Genomic DNA, 26033 nt, shown 5'->3' on the forward strand with positions numbered 1-26033 from the left:
AAGGTACGCATCGTGAGCAACCCCTGGGACGACACCGAGGGCACCTTCCTCGTGCTGGTCAACGACGAGGGACAGCACTCCCTGTGGCCGTCCTTCACCACCGTCCCCGCCGGGTGGACCGCCGTCCGCGGCCCCGCCACCCGCGACGAGTGCCTCGCCTACATCGAGGAGAACTGGACCGACATGCGCCCCAAGAGCCTCGTCGAGCACCAGTCGCGGCTCTCGGAGGTGCGGTCCGCATGAGCAACGACGAACGCGCGCCCCTGAGCTACCCGTTCAACGAAGCGGTCGCCCTGGACGTCGACCCGCTCTACGCGAAGCTGCGCGCCGAGGAACCCGTCGTACGGGTCAGCTGCCCTTTCGGCGAAGACGCCTGGCTGGTCACCTCGCACGCGGACATGAAGACGATCCTCGGGGATCCCCGGTTCAGCCGGGCGCTGGCCGCCGAGCACGACGAGTCGCGGCTGACCCCGCTGCCCATCCACACCAGCATCCTGGGCATGGACTCCCCCGACCACACCCGGCTGCGCCGGCTGCTCGCCAAGGTCTTCACCATGCGCCGGGTCGAGCTGCTGCGCCCGCGCGTCGAGGAGGAGGCGAACCGGCTGATCGACGAGCTGGTCGCGGCCGGGCCACCGGGTGACCTGATGGAGGGCTTCGCGGTGCCCTTCGCGGGCACCGTCGTCTGCGACCTGCTCGGCGTGCCCTTCGAGGACCGGGAGCAGTTCCGCGGCTGGCTGGACGCCTTCTCCGCCACGACGGTGATGACGGAGGAGGAGATCGAGGCGGACACCGAGCGGCTGCACGGCTATATCGCGCGGCTGATGGTGAGCCGGCGCGCGGAGCCGCAGGACGACCTCATCAGCGCCATGGTCAAGGCCAGCGACGAGGAGGAGAAGCTCTCCGAGAAGGAGCTCGTGGAGCTGGCCAGCGTGCTGCTGATAGCCGGTCACGAGACGGTCTCCTCCCAGCTGATCGACTCCCTGCACGTGCTCTTCACGCACCCGGAACAGCTGGAGATGCTGCGGGGCAAGCCCGAACTCATGCCGGGGGCGGTCGAGGAGCTGATGCGCTACGTGCCGCTCATCTCCCATGTGACCTTCGCGCGTTACGCGACGGAGGACATCGAGCTGAGCGGGACGCTCGTGCGCGCCGGCGAATCCGTGCTGCCCGCCATTCCGTCCGCGAACCGCGATGAATCGGTCTTCGAGAACGCCGACCGGTTCGACCTCACGCGGGAGCACAATCCGCATCTGGGATTCGGTTACGGAATCCACCGCTGCCTGGGCGCCCCACTGGCCCGGCTGGAATTGCAGGTGGCGCTGGATTCGCTGCTGACGCGGCTGCCGGGTCTGCGGTGCGCCGTTCCCGTGGAATCGCTGGAATGGAAGGACGGCATGCAGGTGCGCAGCCTGCTGGAGCTGCCGGTCGTCTGGTGATCCGGCGGTATCCGGTGACCTGGCGGTAAAGAAAAAGGGGGCCTCCTCGCGGACGCGAGGAGGCCCCCTTTTCGCCATGTGCCTCAGGCGAGGCGCCAGTCGGGGGCCGTGGGGCTGCTGTCCCGGGTGGCGCCCGGGTCACGGCTCACCACCGGGTCGAGGGCCGCGTCGATCGCCGCCATCACGTCGGCCTCCAGCCGGACCTCGGCCGCCTTGGCGTTGTCGGTGATCTGCTCGGGGCGGGAGGCGCCGAGCACGGCGGAGGCGACGTTCGGGTGCTGGAGCACCCAGGCGAGGGAGAGTTGAGCGACCGTCAGCCCGTGGTCGGCGGCGAGCGGCCGCAGCTGCTGCACGCGGGAGAGGACGTCGTCCTTGAGCCAGCCCGCCAGCACCGGCGAGCCATCGTTGGAGTCCAGGGCCCGGGACTGCTCCGGCCACCGCTGGCCCGGCAGATATTTGCCGGTCAGGACGCCCTGGGCCAGGGGCGACCAGACGATCTGCCCGACACCGAGCTCCTCGCAGACGGGCATCACCTCCCCCTCGGGCACCCGCCACAGGGCGGAGTACTGCGGCTGGTTGGAGACCAGCGAGATCCTCAGCTCCCGGGCCAGCGCGTGCCCGCGCCGGATCTGGTCGGCGGTCCACTCGGAGACGCCGATGTAGTGCGCCTTGCCGGCGTGCACCACGTCGGCGAGCGCCTCCATGGTCTCCTCCAGCGGGGTGGAGGGGTCGAAGCGGTGGGCCTGATAGACGTCGACGTGGTCCGTGCCCAGCCGGCGCAGGGAGTTGTCGATGGACTCGAAGATGTGCTTGCGGGAGAGGCCGAGGTCGTTGCGGCCGGGGCCGGTGGGCGCGAAGACCTTGGTGAGGATCTCCAGCCCTTCCCGCCGCTCGCCTTTCAGCGCCCGCCCGAGGGATTCCTCGGCGAGCGTGTCCGCATAGACGTCCGCGGTGTCGAAGGTGGTGATTCCGGCGTCGAGTGCGGCCCGCACGCAGGCGAGTTCCGTCTCCTCACTTCTCGAAGAACTCCGGGTGAGCCAGTTGCCGTAAGCGACCCGGCTGACTATCAGTCCACTGCGTCCCAGGTGACGGAAATCCATGGGCCCACATTAGCAACGGAGTTGGGCCCGTCCGCCAGAACGCGGAATTCACGGCCCGTGCGCTCCGGCACCCGGCAGCAGCGTTCCGGGTTCGGGCTCGGCGACCTCGACGGCCTCGGTCTTGAGGCTGCCCCGCTGCCGCCTCGCGGCCACATGGGCGAGCCACGAGAGGATCATGCACATCCCGATGTAGATCGGCGAGATGATCATGACGACGGGGATGAACGGGAGCCCGTAGTCGAGATTGCTGGCGATCAGCTTGCCCGCGTGCAGGAACTCCTCGTAGGTGATCAGGAAGCCCAGCGAGGTGTCCTTCAGGGCGACGACGAGCTGGCTGATGATCGTCGGCAGCATCGCCCGCAGCGCCTGCGGGACGAGGACGTGCGTCATCACCTGGCTCTTGTGCATGCCCAGGGAGTACGCCGCCTCCCGCTGGCCGCGCTCGACGGAGTTGACGCCGGTGCGGAAGACCTCCGCGAGCACCGATCCGTTGTAGAGGGTCAGCCCGGTGACGAGGGCGGGCAGCGGCTGCACCTTGAGGGCGACGAAGACGAAGAAGATCATGACCAGCACCGGCATCGCGCGGAAGAACTCCACGAGCAGGGTGGCGATCCAGCGCACGGGCCGGTGCTCGGAGAGCCGGGCCGTGGCGAGCACCCCGCCCAGCACCAGGGAGAGCACGGCGGCGTAGGCGAAGGCCTTGAGGGTGTTGCCGAGCCCGCGCAGCAGCAGTTCCTGGATGCCCTTGTAGGTGAAGGGATCCCACTTCTGGGCCGTGAACTGGTGGGTGTCGAAGAGGAGATACACGAACCAGACGACGAGGCCGACGATCACGGCCGTCGCCGCGAGGCCGTAGACCAGGTGCCGCCGCCGGGCCTGGGGGCCCGGGACGTCGTACAGCGCGGTCGTGGTCATCGGGCGACTCCCCAGCGCTTCTCCAGCACGTTGAAGACCGCGCTGATGGTCAGGGTCACGATCAGATAGCCGACGGCGATCCAGACGAAGGACCAGATGATGCTGTAGCCGAGCTCGTTGAGGGTCTTGTAGGTGCCGAGCAGCTCGGTGACGCTGAACGACCCGGCGATCGCGGAGTTCTTGGCGAGGGCGATCAGCGTCGAGCCGACCGGCGGGATGACGGAGCGGAACGCCTGCGGCAGCACGATCGCGCCGAGGGTCTGGGTGAAGGTCATCCCGAGACTGCGGGCGGCCTCGCCCTGGCCGGTCGGCACGGTGTTGATGCCGGAGCGCACGGCCTCGCAGATGAAGGCCGAGGTGTAGCAGCCGAGGGCGAGGACCGCGAAGAGCTGGAAGGGCAGGACCACGCCGAACCTCGGCAGGCCGAGCAGCACCGCGAAGAACAGCAGGGTGAGCGGGGTGTTGCGCAGCACCGTCACCCACACCGTGCCGACGACGCGCAGCGAGCCCACGGGGGCGACGCGGAAGGAGGCCATCACGAAGCCGAGGACGAGCGCGAGCAGGGAGGCGTAGACGGTGAGTTCGACGGTGCCGAGCAGCCCCTTGCCGTAGAGGGACCAGTTGTCGGTCAGGACGTTCATGACGTGCTCCCGTAGCGGTCGACGGCCGGGGGCGGCGGGGCCGGCACCCCGGACAGGCCGAGGGTCGCGTCGTACGCCTTCTTCCAGTCGCCGTTCTTCTCGTGCGCCTCGATGGCGTCGTCGAGGGCGAAACGCAGGGCGGTGTCGCCGCGGGGCACGCCGATGCCGTAGGGCTCCTTGGAGAACGGCTTGCCCGCCATCCTCAGCTCGTCGGGCGCCTTGGCGGCGAAGCCCATGAGGATGGTGTCGTCGGTGGTGACGGCGTCCACCTGGAGGCTGAGGAGGTTGTCCACGCAGATCGAGTAGGTGTCGTAGGCGACGGCGATCGCCTTGGGGTAGTCGCGCTGGATGCGCTGGAGCGGGGTGGAGCCGGCCGCCGAGCAGACCTTCTTCCCCGCGAGGTCCTGCGGCCCGTCGATGCCTTTCTCGTCCTTGCGCACCAGCAGCGACTGCCCGGCGATGTAATAGGGACCCGCGAAGCCGACCTGGCGTTTACGCAGGTCGTTGATGGTGTAGGTGCCGACGTAGTAGTCGATCTGACCGTTCTGGAGGGCCGTCTCGCGGTTGGCGGAGGCGATGGTGCGGAAGCGGATCGTCCTGGGGTCGAAGCCGAGCGAGGCGGACATCATCTTGGCGATCTCGATGTCGTAGCCGGAGTAGACGCCGGTCGCGGGGTCCTTCTCGCCGAGGTAGGGCTGGTCCTCCTTGGCGCCGACGACGAGGTGGCCGCGGCTCTTCGCGGCCCGCCAGGTGGATGAGTCGGTCAGCTCGAAGCCGGTGGCCACGTGGTAGACGGGCAGCTGGTCGGCGCGGGGGCCCTTGACGGGCGGGCTGCCCTCCTTGCCGCAGGCGGCGGCGAGCAGGGCGAGTGCGGCGAGGGCCAGGGCCGCGGTGGCACGGCGCGTACGGCTCGTCATCAGCGTGTTCACCCGCCCCTCAGTGCTTGAGGATCTTGGAGAGGAAGTCCTTGGCCCGGTCGCTCTCGGGAGCGGTGAAGAACTCCTCCGGGGTGCGGTCCTCGACGATGCGGCCGTCCGCCATGAAGACGACGCGGTTGGCGGCGGAGCGGGCGAAACCCATCTCGTGGGTGACGACGACCATGGTCATGCCGTCCCGGGCGAGCTGCTGCATGACCTCCAGCACCTCGTTGATCATCTCCGGGTCGAGCGCCGAGGTGGGCTCGTCGAAGAGGAGCGCCTTGGGGTCCATCGCCAGCGCGCGGGCGATGGCCACGCGCTGCTGCTGGCCGCCCGAGAGCTGGGCGGGGTACTTCTCCGCGTGGGCCAGCAGGCCGACGCGCTCCAGCAGTTCGCGCGAGCGCTTGTCGGCCTCCTCCCTGCCGCGCTTGCGGACCTTGATCTGGGCCAGGGAGACGTTGGCGAGCACGGTCTTGTGGGCGAAGAGGTTGAAGGACTGGAAGACCATGCCCACCTCGGCGCGCAGCCGGGCCAGCTCCCGGCCCTCGTCGGGCAGCGGGTGACCGTCGAGGGTGATGGTGCCGGACTCCACGGGTTCCAGGCGGTTGATGGTCCGGCAGAGGGTGGACTTCCCGGAGCCGGAGGGGCCGATGACCACGACCACCTCGCCCCGGCCGACCGTCAGGTCGATGTCCTTGAGGACGTGCAGCTTTCCGTAGTGCTTATTGACATTCCGCAGTTCGATCAGAGGATCGACGGCCATACCCAGCCCTACCCACTCTCAGCTGTCCCGCGGTCGGCACACGCTATCGGCGCAAACTACCGGCGCCGTACCGGACTTCTTCGCTGACACGCTCATATATAAGGATTTGGGGCACTACGCCCGCCATTTGCCCTAGGTACACAGACCGGCCTGGGTACCTAGCCTGTGTAGCGTCGAACTGGGGGAGACACGGGGGAAGGAGCCGGGGGTGGGCGACAGCAGGCCCGTCTACCAGCGCATCGCGGACGATCTGCGCCGCCGCATCGACGAGGGAGGGCTCGCCGTCGGGGACCGCATCCCCTCGCGGTCGGAGCTCAAGCGCGCGTACGCGGCGAGCGACCAGACCGTGGACCGCGCGGTGCGCGTCCTGAAGGCCGCCGGATACGCGGAGGGCCAGTTCGGGCGGGGCGTCTTCGTCACCGACCGGGTGCCGCTGGGCAGTCTGCTGCGCTCGACCGGCGCCGTCGACTCCCCCTTCGCCGCCCGGATGACGGCCCGGGACACGACCCTGACCTGGGAGGCGTCCTCCAACGAGGCGCCCGCCTCGGACCGGGTCGCCGAGCGGCTGCGGATCGGAGCGGGCGACCGGGTGCTGTGCACGCAGTACGAGTACCTCGCCAACCGGCACCCGGTGCAGCTCGCCACCAGCTGGGAGCCGCTCGCCATCACCGAGGGCACCGACGTGGTGCTCCCCGAGCGCGGGCCCTACGCCCGGCGCGGTGTGCGCGGCAGACTGGCGGCCATCGGCATCCGCGTCGTACGGGCACAGGAGCTGGTGGGCTCACGGCCGGCGACGACACCGGAGGCGGAGGCACTCGGCTGCGCGGCCGGTCAGTGCGTCACCGTCATCGAGCGCACCCACTTCGACGGGGACGGCCGGGCGGTGGAGACGTCCGACATCGTCGTACGAGCGGACCGCTGGCGGCTGGAGTACGACATCCCCTTCATCAGCTGACCAGTCGCCTGGGCGGCGTGCGGCGGATGTCTGTGAGCAGACTCCGCGGGCCGCACTTGGCCCTCAACCTGCGCCCATCCAGCCCGTCCGGCGTTTGAGGACGCGCCCGAAGGGCGCTCCGGCCGCAGGCCGCAACGAGCCCGCACCCGGCAAGAACCCGCAGGCAAAGCGCAAGCGGATCAGTTCTCCGCGAGCTCCCCGTAGAGCTGGGAAAGCTCGGGCGCGCCGTCGGCCGCCCAGCTCTGGCCCGCCTCGACCACGTCGATCTCCCGGCCGTTGGCGAGCAGGACGACCGGCTGGCCGTCGGAGCGGATCCACCAGCCGGCGCCCTCCACCGTGCGGACGACGACCGTGCCCAGATACAGCCCCGCGTCGTTGCCCAGCCACGGCAGCAGCTCGGGGTCCTCGCGCCAGCGCGGCTGGAGCTGGTCCAGCGCCTCCAGGGACATCGGCGAGTCGTCGAGGGTGACCCCCGCCGACTCCGCGTGCGCGCGCAGCAGTTCGCATTCCGACAACAGCTCGGCCAGGCCCTCCGGGTCCCGGTCGACCGCGTCCGCCAGCGCCACCCCACGGTCCGGGGCGTGCCGCTTGCGCCAACTGTCCAAGAAGGGAATGTTCATACCGGACAGGATCGCACTCGCACGGATGGCCTCACCACAGGCGCGCGGCGCCCGACGTGGCCGGTTGGCCTCCTTGACGTACCCCAGGTGTCTCCTTAGCTTCATGCCGCCACATTCAGAGCGGGGAACGCTGGGAGGCATGACTCACATGCTCCGGACATCGAGGCTCGGCGGGGTACGGCACAGACGGTGGACGGCGGCGGGGATCGTCGCGGCGGGCGCCGTCTGCGCCGTTGCCGCCGCGAACACCCCGGCGCTCGCCGACACCGTGCCGCGCGCAAGAGAGCCGCTCCCCTTGGAGCGGCTCTTCGACAACACGGCGGTCCGCGGGGACACCCACCCGGACGACGCCGATTTCGACGGCGCGGGCAACGCGCTGTCGGCCAAGGACCTCGACGCCGCGGGCTGGAGCCCGGGCCGCGCCCTGGCCATCGACCGCTCACCGCTCCGCTGGCCGCGCTCCGCCGCAGGTCAGCCGGACAATGTGCGGGCAGCCGGGCAGGTCGTCCGGCTCCACGGCAGCGGGGAGGCGCTCTCCTTCCTCGTCGCCGGGACCACCGAGGGCGCGCCCGGCCAGGACGTCACCGGCACCGGCACCGTCCGCTATCGCGACGGCTCCCGCAGCACCTACCGGCTGACCGCGCCCGACTGGCGGGGCGGCCCCCTCACGACGAAAGCCGTCGGACTCCCCCACCTCGCCACGCCCGACGGCCAACGGGCGGAGACCACGCGGCTGTACGCGGTGACGGTCCCGGTGGCGCGCGGCCGCGACGTGGACTCGGTCGTGCTGCCGGACGAGTCGGAGCCGGAGACCGCCCTGCACGTGTTCTCGATGGCGTTGCGGGGTCCCACGAACGGGTGGACCGGCAGCTGGGCGGCTTCACCTTCGGGTTACGCCGCGGTGGGGCCGTGGAAGGACCGGACGCTGCGGCTGGTCGTGCACGGCAGCGCCGGCGGGCCGCGCACCAGGATCCGGCTGGAGAACACCTTCGCGCCGCGACCGGTCCGCATCGGGCACGCGACCGTGGCGCTCCAGGAGCGCGGCGCGGCGGCGGCAGGCCGGCCCCGGGAACTGACCTTCGGCGGACACCCCGGAACCGAACTTCCGGCGGGCACCCAGCAGTTCAGCGACCCGCTGGGATTCCGGGTGCCCGAGGGTGCCGACCTCCTGGTGAGCATCCACCTGCCGGGCACGGTCCGGGCGCTGCCCGTGCACAGCTACATCGATTCGGTGTCCTATCTGACGGCCGACGGCGCCGGTGACCGCACGGGCGACCGCGGCGCGGGCGCGTACTCCGCGAAGCTCGACTCCTGGCCGCTGCTGACGGGCGTGGACGTCGGTGACGGCGCCGGGTCCGTGGTGACCCTCGGGGACTCGATCACCGACGGCGAGCGGTCGACGCCGGGCACCAACGGACGCTGGCCGGACCTGCTGGGCCGACGGCTGCGCGGACAGCACTCCGTGCCGAAGTTCGGGGTGCTCAACGAGGGGATCTCCGGCAACCGAGTGGTCGACGACCGCTATCCGGGTGACAACACGAGCACGATCCTCAGCGGGGTCAGCGCGGGCCACCGGCTGGAGCGCGACGTGCTGGCGCAGACCTCGGCCCGTACGGTCATCGTCTTCGAGGGCGTCAACGACATCCGGGCGGGGACCACGGCCGCCCAGGTGATCCCGGCGCTGCGGGCCATGGCGGCACGGGCGCACGAGCGCGGCATGCGGTTCGTCGCCGCGACCATCGCGCCCTGCGGCGGCTTCTACGACTGCACGCCGGCGGCCGAGGCGGAGCGCACCGCCATCAACCGGCACATCCGGGCGAACGGCGGCGCGTACGACGCGGTGCTCGACTTCGACGCCGCCATCCGCGACCCCCACCAGCCCGACCGGATGCTGCCGGCCTTCGACGGCGGTGACCACCTGCACCCCAACGACGCCGGGATGCGGGCCTTCACCGACTCGATCGACCTGCGCAAGCTGATCTGACGGCGCGGGGCGGGGCGCCCGGGCCTCAGACGTCCAGGTCGACGACGACCGGGGCGTGGTCCGAGGCGCCCTTGCCCTTGCGCTCCTCCCGGTCGACGTAGGCGTCCTTCGCCGCCTGGGCGAAGGGGGCGTTGCCGTAGACCAGGTCGATGCGCATGCCCTTGTTCTTCGGGAAGCAGAGCTGGCGGTAGTCCCAGTAGGTGTACGGGCGGTCGTATTTCAGGGGGCGGGGCACGACGTCGGACAGGCCGAGGTCGCGCAGGGCGCCCAGGGCGGCGCGCTCGGCGGGCGTGACGTGCGTGGCGCCCTCGAAGACCGCCGGGTCGAAGACGTCCTCGTCGGTCGGCGCGATGTTGAAGTCACCGAGCACCGCGAACGGCCGCTCCCCCTCGGCGTCCGCGGCGACGGCGTCGCGCAGGGCCTCCAGCCAGCGCAGCTTGTAGGCGTAGTGGTCGTGGCCGACCTCGCGGCCGTTGGGCACGTAGACCGACCAGAGGCGGGCGCCCCCGCAGGTCGCGGAGATCGCCCGGGGCTCCTGCGCGCCGTCGTAGTCGGGGCCGCCCGGCAGGCCGGAGACGACGTCCTCCAGGCCCACCCGGGAGAGCAGCGCCACGCCGTTCCACCGGCCGGTGGCGTTGACCGCCGCCTCGTAGCCCAGCTCGCGGAGCTCGTCGAACGGGAAGGCGTCCTCCCCGCACTTCGTCTCCTGTATGCACAGCACGTCCGTGCCGCTGCTCTCCAGCCAGGCGAGCAGCCTCGGGAGACGGGCGGTGATCGAGTTCACGTTCCAGGTGGCGATGCGCATGGGCCAACCCTAACGGCCGGGTGTGACAACGTCAGAGAGCGACGGTCTCGCCGGGCGCCAGGCGGGTGTGGTCCGTGCCGCCCGGCCCGTCCGGGCCCAGCATCCGGTCGTAGACGGGCCGGGCCAGGTCGGTGAGCAGCGCGTCGTGGATGTCGATGGCGCGCCGCGGGGCGACCTCACGAAGGTAGTCGATGACCTCGGCGACCTTGTTCCACGGTGCCATGACCGGGACCATCAGGGTGTCGACGGGCCGGCCGGGCACGGTCAGGGCGTCCCCGGGGTGGAAGACCGAACCGTCCACGAGATAGCCGACGTTGGTGATCCGGGGGATGTCCGGGTGGATCACCGCGTGCAGCTGCCCGTGCACCTCCACCTCGAACCCGGCCGCGGTGAAGGTGTCCCCCTCGCCGACGGTGTGCACCCGGCCGGGGAAGGCCGCGGAGACCTGCTCGGCGACGCTGCGGAGCGTCCACAGCTCGGCGGCCGGGTTGGCGTCCAGGGCGGCCCGCAGCCGGTCCTCGTTGAAGTGGTCGATGTGCTCGTGGGTGACGAGGATCGCGTCCGCGCCGACGGCCGCGTCCTCCTCGCTGAAGGCACCGGGATCGATGACGAGCGTGCGGCCGTCCTTCTCCAGCCGGACGCACGCGTGGCTCTTCTTGGTCAGGTTCATGATCCCCATACTGCTACGCCGGCTACGCGCGCGGGGCCGGTCCCTCCGCGATGACGCGCCGCGCGACCTGGAAGGCGGCATCGGCGGCGGGCACGCCGCAGTAGACGGCGGTGTGCAGAAGCGTTTCCTTGATCTCGTCCGGGGTGACGCCGCAGCGCAGCGCGGCCCGCGTGTGCAGGGCGAGGCCGTCGAGGCGGCCGCCCGCGGTGAGGGCGGCCAGGGTGATCAGGGCGCGGGACCGGCGGTCGAGCCCCGGGCGGTCCCAGACCCCGCCCCAGGCGTAGCGGGTGACGAAGTCGTCGTAATCACCGGTGAACTCGTCCCTGGCCGCTTCGACGGCGTCCACGTGGGCGTCGCCGAGGACCTCGCGCCGGATGAGCGCGCCGCGGTCGTACGGGTCCGGGGCGGCGGGTACCGGTTCCGGGTCCAGGGCGGGCGGCGGCCCGAAACCGACGGGGGCGGGGGCGGGCTGCTGGGTCATGGGCGTGGACGTCCCGCCCGGCGCGGCGGGCGGGAACCCGTACCCGGCGGCGTGCCCCGGCAACTGCCCGGAGGCGCCGGCCGGACCGTGCGCCGGGCCCGCGTGACTCGGCGCGGGGGGCGGGAAGCCGTACCCGGAGGCGTGTCCGGGCACTGCCTGACCTGGCGCGGCGGGCGGGAACCCGTATCCGGAGGCGTGCCCCGGGACTGCCTGACCCGGCTCGGGGGCGGGAGGCGGGAACCCGTACCCGGACGCGTGCCCCGGGACCGGCTGACCCGGCGCAGGGGCGGGAGCGGGGACCGGAGCGGGGGCCTGGGCGGCGATCCGTACGGTGTCCGGGTTCAGGTCCTGGGCCGGGGCTTTGCCGGGGTTGCGGACGGTGTCCGGGTTCAGGCCCTGGACCGGGGCTTTGCCGGGGTTGCGGACGGTGTCCGGGTTCAGGCCCTGGACCGGAGCCTGGCCGGGCGTCTCGCCCCGCTCCGGGGCGGGGGCCGGAGCCGGCCCCGCGGCGGGGCCCGCGGCCGGGAACGGCGCCTGCTCCTGATCGGCCGTCCGGCCCGGAGCGGGGCCGAACGCCTGGCCGGGCACCGGGCCCGGAGCGGAAACCGCCGCCTGCGGCATCGGCGCGGCGACCGGGGACAGGTTCTGCTGGGTGGACAGCTGCCAGGCCGTGGTGAAGTGGCGGACCAGCAGGTCCGTGACGGCGGCGGGCTGCTCGACCGGGGCGAGGTGCGAGGCGCCGGGGACGACCGCGAGCCGCGCGTCGTGGATGCCGGCGACCAGGACCCGGGCGTCGGCGGGCGGCGTCACCTGGTCCTCGGCACCGACGAGCACCAGCGCGGGCACGCCGATCCGGCCCAGCTCGGCGCGGACGTCGAAGGCGGCCAGCGCGTCGCACGCGGCGACGTAGCAGCCGGGGTCGGTGGTGCTGACCATCTGCACGGCCCAGTCCACGATGGCGGGCTGGGCGGCCGCGAAGCCGGGGGTGAACCAGCTCTCGGGCGCCGACCGGGCGATGGGGTCCATGCCGTTGCCGCGCACGGTGTCGCCGCGCTGCCGCCAGGAGTCGGCCGTGCCCGAGCGGGCGGAGGTGGCGATCAGGGCCAGCGCGGCGAGCCGGTGCGGGTGCCGCAGGGCGAGGTCGGCGCCCATCGCGCCGCCGATGGAACAGCCCGCGTACCCGAAGCGGTCGACGCCGAGCCCGTCGAGCGTGGCGAGAAGCCGGTCGGTGAGGTCACCGACGACCGGGGCGGGCTCGGCGGGCGCACCGCCGTGCCCCGGCAGGTCGAAACGGAGGACACGCCAGTGGCGGATCAGCTCCGGTATCTGCCGGTCCCACATGTGCCATGTGGTACCCAACGCGGGCCCCAGGACCAGGACCGGAGCGTCTTCTCGCCCGTCGACGCGGTATTGCAGGGTGTTCGCCGGTGTCTCACTCACCCGCCAGACCCTCTCATCTGTCACGAGATGTCACATCGCCGGGGTGAACCTGGCGGGTCTCGGCCCTCTCGCCACGGCGGATCCGGGACCTGCCGGAACCCTGGAGCGCCCAGGTACGTGTTCCCCGGCGTGTACTCGTGACCGCGCCGACAGTGGGTCCGGGCTTTCCACGAGCCGGGCCGGACGAGCGTCCCCATCCCGAGTCCGGCCGGTTCCTCCCGCGAGGCGGAACCGGCAGTGATGAGTACGGCCTTGAGCTGATTGATGGCCTGCGTGCGGGCCTTGAGGGCCGACACCTTCGTGAGTTCGTACATCCTGGGTATCTGCACCGGCCCACCGCCCGCGCCTGGCCGACCCGGAGGCCGCCCCCCCGTTCACCCTTCATGGACTGTGGCGGTTTCTCTCTATCCGATGACCGGCTTCCGACCAGGCGTGACTCGCTGTAGCGTCTGCGCGCGTCAGGAGAGGGAACCGAACGACCGGGCAGGAGAAGCATTGTTCACTGGGGGCGCTGCGTGATGCCTGGACAAGGCTGTCAGGGATCAAAACGCCAACGCCATGGACGATCCCCCGGGTGGGTTCGCGTACACGACGACCTCTCCATGAAACAGACCGCAGGAGGCTGACTCCGTCCTCGGGCGGGCCCCGAAGACCTCCCGGGCGACATGGCCGGCGGGGGCGCGTCCACCTTCTCTTCACCGGAATCCTCTCCACCGGAAAATTTTTCCGCGAACCTGTCACATCTTCGACACATGAAGCGTCAGGGCAGTGACGGCAGTTGAAGCCGTTGCCCGACGACGCCGAAGGAGACCATGGGACAGCTACGCATGTGCGGGCCCTGGAGCGGGCGGCCACGCCGACAGGGATCAGCCTTCTGCCGCTGATCCGGTCTCCCAGCGTTCGCGAACACCTCTTGCCACACCTCCCGCGCGGCCCCCGCATTCGAGCGGTCCTCTGACGACGCCCTGCGACGCCGCGTACACCACCCACGCACCTCGCCACGCCGAAGGCTGCCCGAAAACAGAAGGCTGGAGAAAGCACACATGAAGATCTCTCGAATACGCCGCGCGTCATCCATCGCCGCCCTGGTGACAACCGCACTTGCTTTCACTGCAGTTGGCACCATCGCTCCGACAGCCGTCGCCGACTCCCGCGCAGCCGCCTCTTCCGGGACGAAGGACGACCGCCCGAGCTCGGGACAGGGCGCCTCCACCTCGGAGCTCCAGCGCAAGGGCCTGATCTCGTCGAGTCTCGTGGCCAAGCCCATCACCCGCAGCGAGACCCTCAGACGCGCCGCCAGCTGGTTCGGCAAGGGCCTCCACTACAGCGGCGACAACACCTATCAGGGCTGGCGCACGGACTGCTCCGGTTTCGTCTCCATGGCCTGGGGGCTGCCCGGCCCGGGCCAGACCACCGATTCGTTCATTCCCGCAGGCGTCGCCCACGAAATCTCCAAGGACGAGCTGAAGCCCGGCGACGCGCTCAACAACAAGGCGCCCGGCAACGACGGTCACGTCGTCCTGTTCGAAAAGTGGGCCGATTCCTCCCAGTCCTCCTACTGGGGTTATGAGTTCAGCAGCAGCGGTCTACACCACCATGTGATCCCGTACGCCTACTTCTCCAGGTCCGAGCAGTACCGCCCAATCCGTTTCAACACCATCGTGGACGACGACACGGCCACGGCGCCCGCCGAGGACAACGCCCGGGTCCAGGGCGACTTCGACGGCGACGGCCGCGACGACGTGGCGGTGCTCTACGACTACGGCAGGAAGGACGACCGCAGTCGCTCGGCCCTGTGGACGTTCAACAGCAACGGCAGCGGCTTCAACAGCCCCAAGCAGGTGTGGGACAGCGGGACGACGGAGAGCTGGAACTGGGCCTCCAGCAAGTTGACGGTCGGCGACTTCAACGGCGACGGCAAGGCCGACATCGGCGTCCTCTACAACATGGGCGCGACCGAGGACGGCCGCAACCGCACCAAGCTGTTCGTGTTCACCAGCACCGGCAGCGGATTCGCCGCCCCGGTCAAGGTATGGGACAGCAACGACGACCCGGTCAAGAGCTGGAACTGGAACGCCAGCAAGCTCACCGTCGGCGACTTCAACGGCGACGGCAAGGCCGACATCGGGGTGCTGTACGACTACGGCAAGGACGACGACCACAACCGGACGGGGCTCTGGACGTTCACCAGCACCGGCAGCGGGTTCAACAGCCCGAAGCAGGTGTGGGACAGCAACAACGACCCCGTGAAGAGCTGGAACTGGGAAGCCAGCAAGCCCGTCTCCGGCGACTTCAACGGCGACGGCAAGGCCGACATCGGCGTCCTCTACGACTACGGCAAGACCGACTCCGGCAGCCGCACCGGGCTCTGGACGTTCAACGGCAATGGCAACGGGTTCAACAGCCCCAAGCAGGTGTGGGACAGCAACAACGACCCGGTCAAGAGCTGGAACTGGGAAGCCAGCAAGCCCGTCTCCGGCGACTTCAACGGCGACGGCAAGAGCGACATCGGCGTCCTCTACGACATGGGCCGCACCGAGGACGGCCGCAACCGCACCAAGCTGTTCACCTTCACCGGCACCGCGACCGGGTTCAACAGCCCGGTCAAGGTATGGGACAGCAACGACGACCCCGTGAAGAGCTGGAACGCGTCCGCGAGCAAGCCCGTCGCAGGTGACTTCAACGGCGACGGCAAGGCCGACGTCGGCGTCCTCTACGACTACGGCAAGACCGACTCCGGCAACCGCACCGGACTGTGGACCTTCAACAGCAACGGCAGTGGCAGCGACAGCCCCAAGCTCGGCTGGGACAGCAGCACGGACCCCGTCAAGAGCTGGAACTGGAGCGCGAGCAAGCTCGGCTGACCGGCTTCGCCCCTCCTCATCTCACCGTTCGGGAGAGCCACCGCCCATGCGAACCATACGAATACGAAGAACGAACGGCGTGGCCTTCGCCGCCGCTGCCGCCCTGATGGCCCTCGCCGCCTCCGGCACAGCCACGGTCCAGGCCGCGCCCTCGCACGCCGGACGGTCCGGCACCGCTCCGATCACCTACCGTGGCCTCACCCTCGACATACCCTCCGGGTGGCCGGTCGTGGACCTGGAGAAAGGCCCGCACACGTGTGTGCGGTTCGACCGCCACACGGTGTACTTGGGCCACCCCGGCACCGAACAGTCCTGCCCCTCCCATCTGGTCGCGGACAAGACGGATGCCCTGATACTGGAGCCGATCACCGGAGCGGGCGGCCAGGACGTCTCCCACGCGCTGCGCGTCCCTGCCGGGGCCCCGATGCCGCACGAGCTGCCGGTGACGTACGACCACGAGACGAAGGTCGCCGTCGAAGACGCCGGAGTCATGGTCACGGCCTCCTACGGCACATCCAGTACGACGGTCACCGCCGTCCTCGGCTCGGCCCGTACGGACGCGACAGCCAAGCCGACCCCCCTGCCCGGCAAGGCGGGCAGCGGCCTCGTGGCTCCACCGGTCGCCGCCGTCACGGCCGACAAGGAGTACACAGGGCTGGGCTTCGAGTCCTGCACCGCTCCTTCGTCCGCCGCGATGAAGACGTGGAAGGCCTCGTCGCCCTACGGTGCCGTCGGCATCTACATCGGCGGTCGCAAACGGGGCTGTCCGCAACCGGAGCTCACCGACGACTGGGTGCGTCAGCAGACCGCCGACGGCTGGCACTTGCTGCCTCTCTTCGTGGACCTCCAGGCCGGCGGCATCTCCCCGGCCACCGCGGACGCGCAGGGCCGCGAGTCCGCGGACGCCGCCGTGGCCAAGGCGGCGGACCTGGGCCTGGGCCCCGGGACGGTCATCTACAGCGACATGGAGAACTACGACAGCCGCTCGTACCGGGCCCGGGTCATCGACTACGTCTCGGGGTGGACCAGCCGCCTCCACGAACGTGGCTACCGCTCCGGTGTGTACGCGAGTGAAACGAGCGGCATCCCGGACCTCGCCTCGGTGGCCGACGACGCCAACTACGCGTCGCCCGACGTACTGTGGTCGGCGAACTGGAATCTGAAGGCCGATGTGTCGGACGCGTCGATGGGACTTCCGGGCCCCGGCTACTGGCCCAATGGGCGGCGCATCCACCAGTACCGCGGCGAGGTGAACGACACCTACGGCGGTGTCACCCTCGCCATCGACCGCGACTACGTCGATGTCGCCCCGTCCTCGGCCCTGCCCGCACCCGGCGGAGAAGACGGTTCGTCGCGCGTCAAGGGCGACTTCGACGGCGACGGACGCGACGACGTGGCCGTGCTGTACGACTACGGCAAGGAGGGCGGCGTCAGCCGGTCCGCGCTGTGGACGTTCGCGGGGACCGGCGGCGGCTTCGGCGCCCCGAAGAAGGTGTGGGACAGCGGAGCGGCGTCGGACAGCTGGAGCTGGTCGGCCGCCAAGCTGACGGCCGGTGACTTCAACGGCGACGGAAGGACCGACCTGGCCGTCCTGTACGACATGGGCCGCACCGAGGACGGCCGCAACCGCACCAAGCTGTACGAGTTCACCAGCAACGGCAGCGGATTCAACAACCCGGTCAAGGTCTGGGACAGCAACGACGACCCCGTCAAAAGCTGGAACTGGAACGCCAGCAAGCTCACCGTCGGCGACTTCAACGGCGACGGCAAGGCCGACATCGGGGTGCTGTACGACTACGGCAAGGACGGCGACCGCAGCCGCACGGGCCTGTGGACCTTCACCAGCAACGGTGCCGCCTTCACCGGCCCCAAGCAGGTGTGGGACAGCAACAACGACCCGGTGAAGAGCTGGAACTGGGAGGCCAGCAAGCCCGTCTCCGGCGACTTCAACGGCGACGGGAAGGCCGACATCGGCGTCCTCTACGACATGGGCCGCACCGAGGACGGCCGCAACCGCACCAAGCTGTTCACCTTCACCGGCACCGCGACCGGGTTCAACAGCCCGGTCAAGGTATGGGACAGCAACGACGACGCCGTGAAGAGCTGGAACTGGAACGCCGTCAAGGTAGTTGGCGGCGACTTCAACCGCGACGGCAAGAGCGACATCGGGGTGTTGTACGACTACGGCAAGGACGGCGACCGCAGCCGCACCGGACTGTGGACCTTCACCAGCAACGGCAGCGGGTTCAACAGCCCGAAGCAGGTGTGGGACAGCAACAACGACCCGGTGAAGAGCTGGAACTGGGCCGCGAGCAAGCCGGTCGCAGGGGACTTCAACGGCGACGGCAAAACGGATATCGGCGTGCTCTACGACTACGGAAGGACCGACTCCGGCAACCGCACCGGACTGTGGACCTTCACCAGCAACGGCACCGGATTCGATACACCCCTCTTGGGCTGGGACAGCGCAACGGATGCCGTGAAGAGCTGGAACTGGCGGTCCAGCAAGGTGAGTTGATGCCCCTCTTGTGAGACGTGGGGCACCCATCGGCGCCCGTCCGGCCCGGTTGCGGCCCGGCCGGACGGGCCCGTCATTCAATGGAAGGAAGAAGTGGATCCCTTGATACGCAAGACCCGCACCCTCCGCAGGAAGGCCAGACGCGCGGGCGTGGCGGCGGTGTCGGCCTCCGGCATGCTGCTTGCACTGTCGGTCACCGGCGCCCCCGCCCAGGCGGCATCACTCGCCACCTGGGAGAAGATGGCCCAGTGCGAGAGCAGTGGGGACTGGGGATACAACCAGGCACCGTACTACGGCGGCCTGCAATTCCTGGAGAGTACGTGGGTGGCGTACCACGGAACGGACTATGCGCCATACCCCTATCAGGCCACCAAGGAACAGCAGATCCGGGTCGCGCAGCGGGTCCTCGACAATGAGGGCGCGGGTGCCTGGCCGCACTGCGGAAAGGAGATGGGGCTGGCCGACGACGACGCACGCCCCTTCCCCGACGCGTCGGACGACGGCGCCTCCGCCCGGGTCAACGGTGACTTCGACGGCGACGGACGCGACGACGTGGCCGTGCTGTACGACTACGGCAAGGAGGGCGGCGTCAGCCGGTCCGGACTGTGGACGTTCACCGGGAGCGGTACCGGCTTCGGCAGCCCGAAGAAGGTCTGGGACAGCGGATCGGTCAGCTGGAGCTGGTCGGCCGCCAAACTGGCCGTCGGCGACTTCAACGGGGACGGGAAGGCCGACATCGCGGTCCTGTACGACATGGGCCGCACCGAGGACGGCCGCAACCGCACCAAGCTGTACGAGTTCACCAGCAACGGCAGCGGATTCAACAGCCCGATCAAGGTGTGGGACAGCAACGACGACCCTGTCAAAAGCTGGAATTGGGCCTCCAGCAAGCTGACTGTCGGCGACTTCAACGGCGACGGCAAGGCAGACATCGGCGTCCTCTACGACTACGGCAAGACCGACTCCGGCAACCGCACCGCCCTATGGAACTTCACCAGCAACGGCAGCGGGTTCAACAGCCCCAAGCAGGTGTGGGACAGCAACAACGACCCCGTGAAGAGCTGGAACTGGGAAGCCAGCAAGCCCGTCTCCGGCGACTTCAACGGCGACGGCAAGACCGATATCGGGGTGCTGTACGACTACGGTAAAACCAACTCCGGCAATCGCACCGGACTGTGGACCTTCACCAGCAACGGCAGCGGGTTCAACAGCCCCAAGCAGGCCTGGGACAGCGGATCGGAGAGCTGGAGATGGTCGGCGGCCAAGGTGGTCGGCGGCGACTTCAACGGTGACGGCAAGGCCGACATCGGCGTGCTGTACGACCTCGGCAGGAACGGCGACCGCAACCGCACCGAACTGTTCACGTTCGCGGGCAACGGCACCGGTCTCAACGCGCCGACAAAGGTGTGGGACAGCCAGGACGACAGCGCGGTGAAGAGCTGGAACTGGGCCGCGAGCAAGCCGGTCGCAGGGGACTTCAACGGCGACGGCAAAACTGATATCGGCGTGCTCTACGACTACGGCCAGACCGACTCCGGCAACCGCACCGGACTGTGGACCTTCACCGGCAACGGCAATGGATTCGCCGGCCCCAAGCTCACGTGGGACAGCCGTACCGACCCCGTCAAGAGCTGGAACTGGAACATGAGCAAGGCCGGCTGAGCCATTCCTGTCGTACAGAAGAGGAGAGGAAGGATGAAATACCGACTGAGAACGCTGCTCACTTCCATAACAGGCCTGTGCGCCCTGCTCGTTCCGGTGCATTCGGCGGCGCAGGCGGCCGGGCCGGGGCAGGGGCGTTCCGCGGTGTCCGCGGCCGCCGCACGGGAGCAAAGTCCGCCGGCGCTGCTCGCCGAGCCGGAACTACGTGTCGTCTCCTGGAACATCTGCGGGGAGGCCGGCGGACCGCGCGGGGACGGCGGCTACTGCCCCTACCGCAACGATCCCCAGGCGAAGGTCGACCAGATCGCGCAGGTGGTCGCGGAGCGCGGTGCCAATGTCGTCATGCTCCAGGAGGTGTGCGGCGAGGCGCCCGGCAGCCATATGGAGCGGCTGCGCGCGGCCCTGGGCAGCGGATGGTCGATCGCGCACGCCCCGGGGGCCCGCCCGGACGACGGGACCACGAACTGCCGGGGCGGGCTCAGCGGCATACTGGGCGTGGGGATCGCGGTGAAGGGGCGCGTCACCGAGACCACCGCGACGAACACCGTGCCCGGGGGCGGCGTTGACAAGCAGACCCTGCCCGTCCTCTGTGTACGCGTCGAGGGCTGGTCGTCCAGGATCTGCACCACCCACATCCTGTCCGACCCCGCCGACCCGCGCAGGCCGGGGCAGATCCAGAACGTCAAGAACGAGATCTGGCAGGACCGCTATCAGCTGGTGCTCGGCGGCGACTTCAATATGTTCCCCGACTCCGCCGAGCTCAAGCCGATCTCGGACGATTTCGACGAGTGCGACCGCCGCTCCTACGGCGCCGGTGACACGGTCAACGAGGTCACCCATCACTCCTGGGAGAAAAAGGGCGGACACATATGGCGCAAGCGTGACCACATCTTCGCCTCGTGGGGAGAGTCGGGGAGCCAGTTCACATCCTGCGAAGTCGACCGGACCCGGATGGACACCACCGAGAACGCGCCCGACAGCGGTCCCCCCAACGGGTATTCGGACCATGCGCCGATCATCGGCCACCTCAAGCCGCCGCGGCACCTGAGCACGTCCGGGGACTTCGACGGCGACGGCAAGACCGACATCGCGGTCCTCTACGGGCAGGGGAAGACCTCGGACGGCCACAACCGGTCCAGCCTGTGGATCTCCAACGGTTCCGGTACCGGAGCGGAGACCGGATTCGCCGCGCCGCGCGAGGTCTGGGACAGCGGTGCCGACAGCTGGAACTGGTCCGCGAGCGCGCTGACCTCCGGGGACTTCGACGGCGACGGCAAGACCGACATCGGCGTCCTCTACAACTACGGCAGGGACGGCGACCGCAACCGCACCGCGCTGTGGACCTTCAAGGGGACATCGAACGGCTTCGAGGCGCCCCGCAAGGTGTGGGACAGCCGCGACGACACGGCCGTTCCCAGCTGGAACTGGTCCACGAGCAAGCTCGTCGCGGGCGATTTCAACGGCGACGGCAAAGCGGACATCGGCGTCCTGTACGACTACGGCAGGACCGGCTCCGGCAACCGCACCGGACTGTGGACCTTCACCAGCAACGGCACCGGATTCGGCAAGCCCCACCTGGCATGGGACAGCTCCACCGACCCGGTGAAAAGCTGGAACTGGGCCGCGAGCAAGCCGGTGGCCGGGGACTTCAACGGGGACGGCAAGGCCGACCTCGGCGTCCTCTACGACTACGGCAACCACACCGCCCTATGGACCTTCACCAGCAACGGCACCGGATTCGCCAGCCCCAAGCAGGCCTGGGACAGCGGATCGGAGAACTGGAGCTGGTCCGCCGCCAAGCCGGTCGCAGGTGACTTCGACGGCGACGGCAGGACCGACATCGCGGTCCTGTACGACTACGGCAGGACCGCCTCCGGCAACCGCACCGGACTGTGGACCTTCACCAGCAACGGCACCGGATTCGGCAAGCCCCACCTGGCATGGGACAGCTCCACCGACCCGGTGAAAAGCTGGAACTGGGCCGCGAGCGAGCCGGTGGCCGGGGACTTCAACGGGGACGGCAAGGCCGACCTCGCGGTGATGTACGACTACGGGAACGCGCCCAACGGCCGCAACCGCACCGCGCTGTGGTCCTTCACCGGCCGCGGCACGGACTTCGCCGCCCCGCGGGCGAACTGGGACAGCAGCAGCGCCGCCGACCAGCTGAAATTGGGCGAGTTGAGGGCGGCTCCGCTCAGCGGGTCGTAGTTTTCCATGATCGGCCCGTTGCCGGTCAGACCGGCCGCTCTCCCGATCAGCCGCGCGGCCAGCGTGTCCGCGTCGCGGCCGAATCCGTAACGGCGCATCCCGGCGATCGCGAAGTACGCCTGGTCGAGCCAGACGGGGCCGCGCCAGTACTGCCGCGCGGCGAAGTACGGCGAGCTCCTGGAGACCGTCGGCAGGGGCATCGCGGTGGCGAACTCAGAGGGATCCAGGAGCCGTTCGCGTACGGCGGCGGCCTGCGCCCGGGTCGCGACGCCGCTCCACAGCGGGATCACGCCCTCGATCCCCCTGCCCCGGTCCGTCAGCCGAGTGCCGGAGCCGAGAGCGGTGTCGTGGAACCAGCCGGTCGCCGGGTCGTACATCCTCTCCCGTACGGCCCGGCCGGTGGCAGCCGCCCTGGCCCGCCAGCCGTCGGCGGCCGCCCGCTTCCCCAGCTCCGCGGCGATCCGGCCCAGATGCTCCTGGTCGACGGCGAGATAGGAATTGAGGTCCACGGACTCCTGGGTCAGCGAGTAGCCGATCACCCGCCCGGAACCGTCCCGGTTCGGCACGACCGAGGTGCCCGACGCGGCGTCGAACCGGGGCGCGTCGTCCATGCCGCTCTCCCAGGCCGCGGCCAGCCGCTGCTCGCCGGGCGAGCCGTTGGCGGGGTCCACGGTCGCGCCGTACTCCGCGAGCCCGTTGTGGTCGTGGTCCCGGTTGCGGTACCACCACTCCTCGTACGCGGCCAGCTTCGGGTACACCTCCCGCAGGAAGTCCTTGTTCCCGCTCCGCTCGTAGACCTGCCACACCGACCAGGCGCCCAGCGGCGGCTTGCTGTTCCGCTCGTTCCAGTTGGTACCGCCCCGCTGCGGGTCGTTGTAGAAGACGGCGTCCGGGATCATCCCCGCGTCCTGCGGGCGGATCGTGGAGCCGGGAGGTATCTGGTGGTCGAGGACCGAGCGGATCTGCGCCTCGGCGAGCCCCGTATCGAAGCGTGCCGTGCCGACCGCCTGTTTCCAGGTGTCCCAGGCCCAGAAGCCGCCCGCGAACCACTTGTACGAGAGGGACGGCGTGATCCCGTCGTGTGCGAGACTCCCGGCGGCGCCGCGCCAGTTGGTCACCAGCGTCTCCAGCGCCTTGACGGCGAGCCGCCGCCGGCCGGCCGGCACCCCGGCGGTCACGCCGTCGACATACCCCCGCCAGCGGGCGTCGGCCGCCCGGACGGTCCGCGCCGGATCGGCGAGCACCCGCCGTGCCGCACCGGCTTCCGCGGTGCGCTCGGCCTCCGTGAAGGTGTAGCTCTCGGTCCAGTCCAGGGAGCGTGCCGCGCCGGGCGCGAGGGTGAAGGGCGCGGCCAGTTCCGTACGGTAGGAGTCCCCCTCCCCCGACACGGTCGTACGCACCGGGTCCCGGTGCCGCACCTCGAACCGTTCGGTGCCGTCGGTGAGGAAATCGTCCGGCGCACGCACCTTGGCGAAGTCGACGGCGACGCCCTCGGGCGCGACTGCCAGCGAGGGCGCCTGCCTCATGGGTGCCTCGGCGGGCCGCAGCAGGCTTCCGGCCCAGTCGGCGCCGAGGGTGCGCAGGATGCGGCCAGTGTTGCGCACAGCGGCCCCTATCAGCGCGGTGCGGTGCGTGGCGTACCGAAGCTCAAGGGTGAGCCGGAGGCCGTCGCCGAGGTCGTAGGCCTGGGCCAGGGACCCGGGCCGGGAGGTGAAGCGCGGCGGTCCGCCGCCGGCGAGGTCGAGCGGGCGGCCGTCCTCGCTCAGCCGGATGCGGCTGAAGGAGGCGCTCAACCACCAGGGGTACTCCTGCGCGATGTAGAGGGGGCCGGTGAACCCGCCGGAGCCGCCCGGGGTGCCCGCGGCCGGGAGGGCGTAGGCATGCCAGGCCCCTCGGTCGGCGAAGACGTTGATCGGGTTGTTGTCCTTCTCGCGTCCGGGCAGCGCCGCCGTCGGGGTGCCCCGTAGATCGAGCACGTCGTCGTAGCCGTCGCCGGCGGAGGCCGTCCGCCGGGGCGGGGCGGCAGCCGTCGGCTGAACGCAGGCGGTGGCCACGGCCAGGAGGAGAGCGAGGGCGAACAGGGCGCACGCGTGCGGACGCATCGGCGAACTCCAGTTCTTCCAAGGGCCGCGTCCGGGATCCGACGAGGATGTTCGGCAGCATGGAACAAACGCCGCGTCCGCAACACGCGATTCGCTCTCTCCGGCCGGAACTCGCCCCCACGCTGTCCGCCGGGGCGGGCCCCTGGGCTCAAGGAGTGGTCGTCGAGACGACGAAGACCTGGGGGTAGTCCGGGTTGTCCAGATTCGCCGTGATGGCGAGCGACGGCTTGGGCTTGTCCTGTTCCCTGACCGTGCCCGCCCAGCGGTGCCCGGAGCCGAACTTCCAGCCGACCTGTGCCGCCTGGTCGTCGTCGATGGTGACGTCGCCGTCCTTGAGCGCGGAGGCGCTCGTGCCGACGTCGGTCAGCCACTTCGCGAACTTGGCGCGGGTGGTGGTGAACTGGAGGAAGAGCGAGCTGGACTTCCACGAGTTGGTCTCGAAGCTGGCCACGTTCTCGGCGTACGGCGGCACCGTCACCTCGTAGATGCGGCGCTGGAGCTGGGACGGCCAGCCCTCCTCCAGGCCGGTCGCCGCGGCCTGCTCCTTCTTCGAGTCGCTGCCGCCGCGGCTCTGCATCGCGGAGATGTAGAGGTAGCCCGCGGGGATCGTGATCAGCAGGAAGACGATCACGGCCTTGAGCCAGCGGCGCCGGGGGCGGCCCGTGCCCGGCTCCTGCGGCTGCGCGGTGCGCTCGGTGAGTTCCATGGTGGCCGTCACCCGCGGCCCGCCTGTGCGTAGCGTTCGTAGCGCTCGACGCGGCGCCGGTTGGCGCGGCGGAAGCGGCGGGCGACGAGCCGGGCCAGGTCCGCGGCGCCGACCATGCCGGCCTCGGGGCCCAGCTGCGCCTTGACGATGCGCGCCTCGGGGCGGTAGCCGCGGCCGGTCAGGTGGCGGCGGAAGGCGTCCCGGGCGGGGCCGATGAGCAGGTCGTCGGCGGCGCTGACGCCACCGCCGATGACGAAGCAGGACGGGTCGAGGGCGGCGGCGAGGTTGGCGATGCCCACGCCCAGCCACTGGCCGATGTCCTGGAGCAGCTCGACGCACATGGCGTCGCCGGAGCGGGCCAGCTCGGTGATGAGCGGTCCGGTGATCTCGTGGATGTTGCCGCCGACGCGGTCGATGATGCCGTACGCGACCGGGGACTCGGCGGCGGCCAGCTCACGGGCCTCGCGGACGAGGGCGTTGCCGGAGCTGTACTGCTCCCAGCAGCCGCGGTTGCCGCACGGGCAGCGGTGGCCGCCGGGCACGACCTGCATGTGCCCGAATTCGCCGGCGACCCCGTACTTGCCGCGCTTGACCTGGCCGTCCTCCAGGATGGCGCCGCCGATGCCGGTGCCGAGGGTGATCATCACCAGGTGGTCCTCGCCCCGGCCCGCGCCGAAGCGCCACTCCGCCCAGGCGGCGGTGTTGGCGTCGTTGTCGACCATGACGGGGACTGCGAGGCGGCCGGCGAGGCGGTCGCGCAGCGGCTCGTTGCGCCAGGACAGGTGCGGGGCGAAGAGCACGCGGTTGCGGTCGGCGTCGACCCAGCCGGCCGCGCCGATGCCCACGGCGTGCACGTCGTGCCGGTCGGAGAGGTCCAGGACCAGCTCGGTGATGGTGTCCTCGACGACCTTGGGGCTCTTGGACTTGTCCGGCGTCTCGGTGCGGATCTTCTCCAGGATGGTGCCGTCGGCGTCGACGACGCCCGCCATCACCTTGGTGCCGCCGATGTCGATGCCGACCGTGGGGACGCGCGGGGCGGTCAGGTGCGAGCGGCGCTCGCGGGTGCCCACCGTACGGAGCACGGTCGCTCTCGCCGCACCCCGGTGGAGCTCGCGGTACATGCTCATCGTGCCTCCACTGCGTGAGGCCTGGCGGTACGGGGGCGTGCTCGCACGAGTCGGTGTCCCTGCGCTGGTCTGGAGGCGGGGCCTCACGGATACGGTCGGTGCGATTGTGCCTCACT

Annotated in this window: 19 protein-coding genes and 1 pseudogene; 8 read left to right on the forward strand and 12 right to left on the reverse strand. The window is 70.2% G+C overall.

What is annotated here, in order from left to right; genetic code table 11:
- The first annotated feature begins 12 nt into the window (after positions 1-12).
- Together AB0435_RS12310 and AB0435_RS12315 are read left to right on the forward strand one after the other, a co-directional pair.
- Positions 13-243 (forward strand): MbtH family protein, encoded by a 231-nt coding sequence (locus tag AB0435_RS12310; RefSeq protein ID WP_361525978.1) that lies wholly within the window; start codon positions 13-15, stop codon positions 241-243.
- A complete protein-coding gene (locus AB0435_RS12315; protein ID WP_366426832.1) occupies positions 240-1439 on the forward strand; it encodes a cytochrome P450 in 1200 nt (399 codons plus the stop codon). The genes AB0435_RS12310 and AB0435_RS12315 overlap by 4 nt, the downstream gene beginning before the upstream one ends.
- Positions 1440-1522: 83 nt before the next feature.
- On the opposite strand, the gene AB0435_RS12320 is transcribed toward AB0435_RS12315, so the two are convergent.
- The 5 genes from AB0435_RS12320 to AB0435_RS12340 are packed head-to-tail and all read right to left on the reverse strand — an operon-like array spanning position 1523 to position 5775.
- Positions 1523-2539: an aldo/keto reductase family protein gene (locus tag AB0435_RS12320; RefSeq protein WP_366003632.1), complete on the reverse strand. Its 1017-nt coding sequence runs from the start codon at positions 2537-2539 to the stop codon at positions 1523-1525.
- A 48-nt stretch (positions 2540-2587) separates the two neighbouring features.
- A complete protein-coding gene (locus AB0435_RS12325) occupies positions 2588-3454 on the reverse strand; it encodes an amino acid ABC transporter permease (RefSeq protein ID WP_366426833.1) in 867 nt (288 codons plus the stop codon).
- Positions 3451-4095, reverse strand: coding sequence for an amino acid ABC transporter permease (locus AB0435_RS12330; RefSeq protein ID WP_366003634.1), 645 nt, complete (start codon positions 4093-4095; stop codon positions 3451-3453). The genes AB0435_RS12325 and AB0435_RS12330 overlap by 4 nt, the downstream gene beginning before the upstream one ends.
- Positions 4092-5012: a glutamate ABC transporter substrate-binding protein gene (locus AB0435_RS12335; protein ID WP_366003635.1), complete on the reverse strand. Its 921-nt coding sequence runs from the start codon at positions 5010-5012 to the stop codon at positions 4092-4094. Before AB0435_RS12335 ends, AB0435_RS12330 begins: the two co-directional genes overlap by 4 nt.
- A 19-nt stretch (positions 5013-5031) precedes the next feature.
- On the reverse strand, positions 5032-5775 hold the full coding sequence (locus AB0435_RS12340) for an amino acid ABC transporter ATP-binding protein (RefSeq protein WP_366003636.1): 744 nt from the start codon (positions 5773-5775) through the stop codon (positions 5032-5034).
- Between the two features lie 208 nt (positions 5776-5983).
- On the opposite strand from AB0435_RS12340, the gene AB0435_RS12345 reads away from it, so the two are divergent.
- Complete coding sequence (locus AB0435_RS12345; protein ID WP_366003637.1) at positions 5984-6730, forward strand: GntR family transcriptional regulator; 747 nt, start codon at positions 5984-5986, stop codon at positions 6728-6730.
- A gap of 179 nt (positions 6731-6909) precedes the next feature.
- On the opposite strand, the gene AB0435_RS12350 is transcribed toward AB0435_RS12345, so the two are convergent.
- Positions 6910-7350, reverse strand: a complete 441-nt coding sequence (locus tag AB0435_RS12350) for a DUF6278 family protein (protein WP_366003638.1) — start codon at positions 7348-7350, stop codon at positions 6910-6912.
- Positions 7351-7498: 148 nt separating this feature from the next.
- Between AB0435_RS12350 and AB0435_RS12355 the strand changes: the two genes are divergently transcribed.
- On the forward strand, positions 7499-9334 hold the full coding sequence (locus AB0435_RS12355; RefSeq protein WP_366426850.1) for an SGNH/GDSL hydrolase family protein: 1836 nt from the start codon (positions 7499-7501) through the stop codon (positions 9332-9334).
- 25 nt (positions 9335-9359) lie between these two features.
- Here AB0435_RS12355 and AB0435_RS12360 read toward each other — a convergent pair whose 3' ends face one another.
- Genes AB0435_RS12360 through AB0435_RS12370 form a run of 3 tightly spaced genes read right to left on the reverse strand, consistent with a single transcriptional unit; the run spans position 9360 to position 12730 of the window.
- Entirely contained in the window at positions 9360-10139 is a 780-nt protein-coding gene (locus AB0435_RS12360) for an exodeoxyribonuclease III (protein ID WP_361525957.1), read from the reverse strand.
- A gap of 31 nt (positions 10140-10170) precedes the next feature.
- On the reverse strand, positions 10171-10809 hold the full coding sequence (locus tag AB0435_RS12365; RefSeq protein ID WP_366426834.1) for an MBL fold metallo-hydrolase: 639 nt from the start codon (positions 10807-10809) through the stop codon (positions 10171-10173).
- Positions 10810-10831: 22 nt separating this feature from the next.
- The gene (locus AB0435_RS12370; protein ID WP_366426835.1) at positions 10832-12730 is read right to left on the reverse strand and encodes an alpha/beta fold hydrolase; all 1899 of its coding nucleotides are present in this window, start codon (positions 12728-12730) and stop codon (positions 10832-10834) included.
- A gap of 1043 nt (positions 12731-13773) precedes the next feature.
- Between AB0435_RS12370 and AB0435_RS12375 the strand changes: the two genes are divergently transcribed.
- From AB0435_RS12375 to AB0435_RS12390, 4 genes and pseudogenes are all read left to right on the forward strand, one after another.
- Positions 13774-15594, forward strand: a complete 1821-nt coding sequence (locus tag AB0435_RS12375) for a VCBS repeat-containing protein (protein WP_366426836.1) — start codon at positions 13774-13776, stop codon at positions 15592-15594.
- Positions 15595-15640: 46 nt separating this feature from the next.
- Positions 15641-18112, forward strand: coding sequence for a glycoside hydrolase domain-containing protein (locus tag AB0435_RS12380; protein ID WP_366426837.1), 2472 nt, complete (start codon positions 15641-15643; stop codon positions 18110-18112).
- Positions 18113-18205: 93 nt separating this feature from the next.
- Entirely contained in the window at positions 18206-19774 is a 1569-nt protein-coding gene (locus tag AB0435_RS12385) for an FG-GAP-like repeat-containing protein (RefSeq protein WP_366426838.1), read from the forward strand.
- Positions 19775-20725: 951 nt separating this feature from the next.
- Positions 20726-21808, forward strand: a pseudogene (locus AB0435_RS12390) (VCBS repeat-containing protein); the annotation flags it as partial.
- A 14-nt stretch (positions 21809-21822) separates the two neighbouring features.
- Here the strand turns inward: AB0435_RS12390 and AB0435_RS12395 are convergent.
- The 3 genes from AB0435_RS12395 to AB0435_RS12405 all read right to left on the reverse strand — a co-directional run bounded on the left by AB0435_RS12395 (position 21823) and on the right by AB0435_RS12405 (position 25917).
- The gene (locus AB0435_RS12395; RefSeq protein WP_366426839.1) at positions 21823-24084 is read right to left on the reverse strand and encodes a trehalase family glycosidase; all 2262 of its coding nucleotides are present in this window, start codon (positions 24082-24084) and stop codon (positions 21823-21825) included.
- Between the two features lie 148 nt (positions 24085-24232).
- Complete coding sequence (locus AB0435_RS12400) at positions 24233-24802, reverse strand: hypothetical protein (RefSeq protein WP_366426840.1); 570 nt, start codon at positions 24800-24802, stop codon at positions 24233-24235.
- Positions 24799-25917, reverse strand: coding sequence for an ROK family glucokinase (locus tag AB0435_RS12405; RefSeq protein ID WP_366007605.1), 1119 nt, complete (start codon positions 25915-25917; stop codon positions 24799-24801). The genes AB0435_RS12400 and AB0435_RS12405 overlap by 4 nt, the downstream gene beginning before the upstream one ends.
- Positions 25918-26033 lie beyond the last annotated feature (116 nt).

Source organism: Streptomyces sp. NPDC051173, assembly GCF_040689515.1.
Lineage (GTDB): Bacteria > Actinomycetota > Actinomycetes > Streptomycetales > Streptomycetaceae > Streptomyces.

Coding starts and splice junctions, on each gene's coding strand:
- AB0435_RS12315 (WP_366426832.1), top strand. CDS start 240: ATGAGCAACGACGAACGCGCGCCCCTGAGCTACCCGTTCAACGAAGCG.
- AB0435_RS12320 (WP_366003632.1), bottom strand. CDS start 2,539: ATGGATTTCCGTCACCTGGGACGCAGTGGACTGATAGTCAGCCGGGTC.
- AB0435_RS12325 (WP_366426833.1), bottom strand. CDS start 3,454: ATGACCACGACCGCGCTGTACGACGTCCCGGGCCCCCAGGCCCGGCGG.
- AB0435_RS12330 (WP_366003634.1), bottom strand. CDS start 4,095: ATGAACGTCCTGACCGACAACTGGTCCCTCTACGGCAAGGGGCTGCTC.
- AB0435_RS12335 (WP_366003635.1), bottom strand. CDS start 5,012: ATGACGAGCCGTACGCGCCGTGCCACCGCGGCCCTGGCCCTCGCCGCA.
- AB0435_RS12340 (WP_366003636.1), bottom strand. CDS start 5,775: ATGGCCGTCGATCCTCTGATCGAACTGCGGAATGTCAATAAGCACTAC.
- AB0435_RS12350 (WP_366003638.1), bottom strand. CDS start 7,350: ATGAACATTCCCTTCTTGGACAGTTGGCGCAAGCGGCACGCCCCGGAC.
- AB0435_RS12355 (WP_366426850.1), top strand. CDS start 7,499: ATGCTCCGGACATCGAGGCTCGGCGGGGTACGGCACAGACGGTGGACG.
- AB0435_RS12360 (WP_361525957.1), bottom strand. CDS start 10,139: ATGCGCATCGCCACCTGGAACGTGAACTCGATCACCGCCCGTCTCCCG.
- AB0435_RS12365 (WP_366426834.1), bottom strand. CDS start 10,809: ATGAACCTGACCAAGAAGAGCCACGCGTGCGTCCGGCTGGAGAAGGAC.
- AB0435_RS12375 (WP_366426836.1), top strand. CDS start 13,774: ATGAAGATCTCTCGAATACGCCGCGCGTCATCCATCGCCGCCCTGGTG.
- AB0435_RS12380 (WP_366426837.1), top strand. CDS start 15,641: ATGCGAACCATACGAATACGAAGAACGAACGGCGTGGCCTTCGCCGCC.
- AB0435_RS12395 (WP_366426839.1), bottom strand. CDS start 24,084: ATGCGTCCGCACGCGTGCGCCCTGTTCGCCCTCGCTCTCCTCCTGGCC.
- AB0435_RS12405 (WP_366007605.1), bottom strand. CDS start 25,917: ATGAGCATGTACCGCGAGCTCCACCGGGGTGCGGCGAGAGCGACCGTG.